This is a genomic window from Enterobacter sp. C6, assembly GCF_008122455.1.
Lineage (GTDB): Bacteria > Pseudomonadota > Gammaproteobacteria > Enterobacterales > Enterobacteriaceae > Enterobacter > Enterobacter pseudoroggenkampii.
In genome coordinates this window covers 1-2,384 of record NZ_QPFW01000057.1, presented here as the reverse complement: position 1 = coordinate 2,384, position 2,384 = coordinate 1, and the positions used below count along the sequence as shown (strand labels likewise).

Annotated in this window: 1 protein-coding gene; it reads left to right on the top strand. The window is 64.6% G+C overall.

Annotation, left to right across the window (positions count from 1 at the left end; translation table 11 throughout):
- Window positions 1–2,384, top strand: a 2,384-nt coding sequence (locus tag DOU50_RS00440; protein WP_194266101.1) for a DUF6531 domain-containing protein, incomplete at both ends; no start/stop codon positions are given.

The window sequence follows — 2,384 nt, the reverse complement described above, 5'->3', positions numbered from 1 at the left end:
GCGGGCATGCTGCTTTCCGCTGCCGGACAGTTTGGCAGCGAAATGTGGCAGCCGAGCGTGGCCTCTGCCGCGGCGGGGACCTCGCCGCTGGAAGAAGACAAGGTGGCGTGTGAAAAGCACTCCGGGCCGCAGTATCTGGCGGAAGGTTCTAAAAGCGTCTTTATCAATGGCCAGCCCGCGGTGCGCGCGAAAGATCGCACCACCTGCGAAGGCACCGTGTCCGACGACGTCTCCCCGAACGTGATCATCGGCGGGGACACGCTCACGGTCCGCGATATCAAAAGCGGTAAAACGCCGGGTCTTGCGCTGGGGATGATTGCGCTCTCCCTGCTGCGCGGGCGTCCGGGCAAGATCCTGAAAAACATGCCCTGCGCGCTGGCCGCGGCCGGCGGCGGGATGCTGGCGGATATGGCCGTCAACGCCGTGTTTGGCTCCTCGCACCCGGTCCACGCCGCCACCGGCGTGAAGGTGCTGAACGACGACGATGAACTCGACTTCTCGCTGCCGGGGCGCTTCCCGCTTCGCTGGCAGCGCAGCTACAACAGCCTGACCACCCGCGAAGGGCTGTTTGGTCTGGGCTGGGCAACGACTTTTGACAGCTATCTGACGCTGGAAGATAACAATGCGACCTGGTTCGATGAAACCGGGCGCGAGCTGAGCTTCGAGCTGCCGCCTGTCGACCGTGCGTTTTACAGCATCAGCGAAGGCATCATTATCCGCCGCAATGAGAACGGCGACGTGGCGATTGCCGACGATGACGGCGCGGTGTGGCGTCTGTACAAACCGACCCGCATGAATCCTTCTATCCTGCGTCTGGCCTCCCTTAGCGACGAGTACGGCAATGCGCTGCTGACGGCGTGGGACGAGCACGGCAGGCTGGTCGGCCTTCACGACGAGCCGCGGGCAATCGACGTCACCCTGCGCTATGAAGATGAACGATTCCCACATCGCGTTACCGCTGCCAGCCATTTCGACGGCAACCAAACCTGGCCGCTGATGCAGTGGGGCTACGACGCGCGCGGCCAGCTGGCGAGCGCGACAGATGCCTCCGGCGTGGTGACGCGTGAATACCGCTATAACGAACACGGCCTGATGGTCTGGCACCGGATGCCGGGCGGGCTGGAGAGCGAATACCGCTGGCAAAAATTCGACCACTGGCGCGTGGTGGAAAACCGCACCAGCACCGGCGACGGGTGCCGCTTTAGCTATGATTTAGCCGCCGGGCTGACGACCGTCGAGCACTACGATGGCCAGACGCGCCGCCACTACTGGAACGCGCAGAATCTGATTGTCCGCTACGTAGACGAGCGCGGTGAAAACTGGCGCTACGAGTGGGATGATAACGAGCTTCTCACGCGTCGCATCGATCCGCTCGGCAACGCCGTCACCTTCGTCTACGACGAGATGGGCAACCGGGTGCAGGAGACCGATGCCGACGGCAATACCCGCACCACCACCTGGCTGGAGCACCGCGCGCTTCCCGCGGCCATTATCGAAGCCGACGGCAGCGCCACCCGGTTCTGGTACGACGAACATCACGGGATGAAGCGCGTGGTGGACCCGATGGGGCAGACGACGCAGCTGCGCCGGGACGCGTTCGGCCAGGTCGTGGAAGAGGTCGATGCCGCAGGCAACAGCCGCTATCAGGAGTACAACGAGGCCGGGCAGATCGTTCGTTCGACGGACTGTTCCGGGCGTATTACCCGCTACCGCTATCATCCGCTGGGCTGGCTGGTGGCCGAGACAGGCGCCGACGGCGAAGAGACGCGCTACCGCTACGACGCCGCAGGGCGTCCGGTGCAGCTTGACCGCCCGGAAGGCTGGACGGAATCGCTCAAATGGAACGAACGTGGCCTGCCGGTGAAGCATGCGGGCGCCGACGGGAAAGAGAGCGAGTTCAGATACGATGAGGCGGGGCGCTTAACCGCCACCCGTAATACGCAGGGTGAAGAGGTGCGCCGCCGCTGGGACAGCCGCGGGCGTCTGATTGCCCTGGAAAACGAGAACGGCGAAGCGTATCAGTTCCGCTGGGGGCCAGACTCGCTGCTGCTGGAAGAGGTGGGGCTCGATGGCGTAGCCTCGCAGTATCGCTATGATGCCTGCGGGCGCACGATAGCGCGCACGTTTGCCGCCGGTCATCCGGAGGCCATCACCCACGCCTTCGCCTGGAGCGCGAGCGGCCAGCTGGTCGCGCGCACCACGCCGGAAGGGCAGACACGCTACCACTACACGCCGTCAGGGCTGTTAAGCCGGATTGGGCTGCATCCTGCGCTTTCAGCCGACGCGTGGAGCACCGAGGCAGAGCAGGAGCTCGTCTTTGAGTATGATGCGCTCGGTCGCGTGACGCGCGAGGCGGGCGAGCACGGCGAGCTGGCGTGGGAGTA